Genomic DNA, 1294 nt, shown 5'->3' with positions numbered 1-1294 from the left:
GCACCGCCCAGACCGGCGGTGCGGGCGGCCACGGAGGCACCGGGGGCCAAGGCGGCGCCGGCGGGGCGGCCGGGGTGGGTGGTTCCTCGACCGCTCGGCAGGGTTGGGCCGGCCCGGGAGGCAATGCCGGCAGCGGCGGCAACGGCGGCCAGGGCGGCGCGGCCACCGACGCGAGCGGCACCAACGGCGGCGGCGGGGCCGGTGGGACCGGCGGCTCGGGCGGCGACGGCGGGACCAACGGCTGGAACACCTACTACTCCCACGGCACCGGCACCGGCGGGAACGGTGGCACCGGCGGCAACGGCGGGGCCGCGGGCGCGGGCGTGGGCCACGCGGGTAGCAGCGGGAACGGCGGCAATGCCGGCAACGGCGGCAACGGCGGTATCGGCACCGACGGTCCCGGCGGCGCCGACGCCGGCTGGGGCGGCAGCGGCGGCACCGGCGGCAACGGCGGCAACGCCGGCGGCGCCGACGCCACCAACGGCAACGGCGGTAACGGCGGCAATGGCGCTAACGGCGCCCAGGCCGGTAACGGCGCTCTCGGACCGGGCTTGACGCCCTGGGGCGGCGACGGCGGTGCCGGCGGTAACGGCGGTAACGGCGGCAACGCCGGCACCGGCGGCACGGGTGGCAATGGCGGCGACGGCGGCCTGGCCGGCGACGGCGCCACCGGCGGTAGCGGCGTCGACGGAACCGGCCACGGCGTCGACGGTGGCGACGCCGGCTGGGGCGGTAGCGGCGGTAACGGTGGCAGCGGCGGCAATGCGGGTCCCGGCGGTACCGCGGGCCGCAGCGGCGACGGCGGCACCGGCGGCAACGGCGGCACCGGTGGCAACGCCGACGCCGGCTTCAACGCCGGCCACGGCGGCGACGGCGGTCACGGCGGCAACGGCGGTTCCGGCGGCAGCGGGCCCACCGGTGCCAGCGGTGGTAAAGGCGGCGCTGCCGGCAATGGCGGCGCTGGCGGCACCACCGGCGACTCGGCGGGTGCTGGCAACGGCGGGCGCGGGGGTATCGGCGGCAACGGTGGCGATGGCGGCGCCGGCACAATCGGCGCCGGCGGCAATGGCGGTGCGGCCGCTGCGGGCGGGGCCGGCGGTCAGGCCGGCCCTGACAGCGTTGGCGGCTACGGCGGCGATGCCGGACACGGTGGCAACGGCGGCCAGGGCGGGACCTCGCCATCCGGAATCGGCGCTAACGGCGGCAACGGCGGGGCCGGCGGCGCCGGCGGTAACGGCACCCTCACCGGCGGCACCGGCGGCGACGGCGGCCACGGGGGCGACGGCGGCGTCGG

At 80.1% G+C, this 1294-nt stretch carries 1 protein-coding gene; it reads left to right on the top strand.

Annotation, left to right across the window (positions count from 1 at the left end; all coding sequences use genetic code 11):
• Positions 1-1294 (top strand): hypothetical protein (locus A9X00_RS32845; protein ID WP_197515262.1); only part of this gene is annotated, 1294 nt, incomplete at both ends.

It is taken from the genome of Mycobacterium sp. 1245805.9 (genome assembly GCF_001672915.1).
Taxonomy (GTDB): Bacteria; Actinomycetota; Actinomycetes; order Mycobacteriales; family Mycobacteriaceae; genus Mycobacterium.
This window is presented reverse-complemented; position numbering and strand designations above follow the sequence as displayed.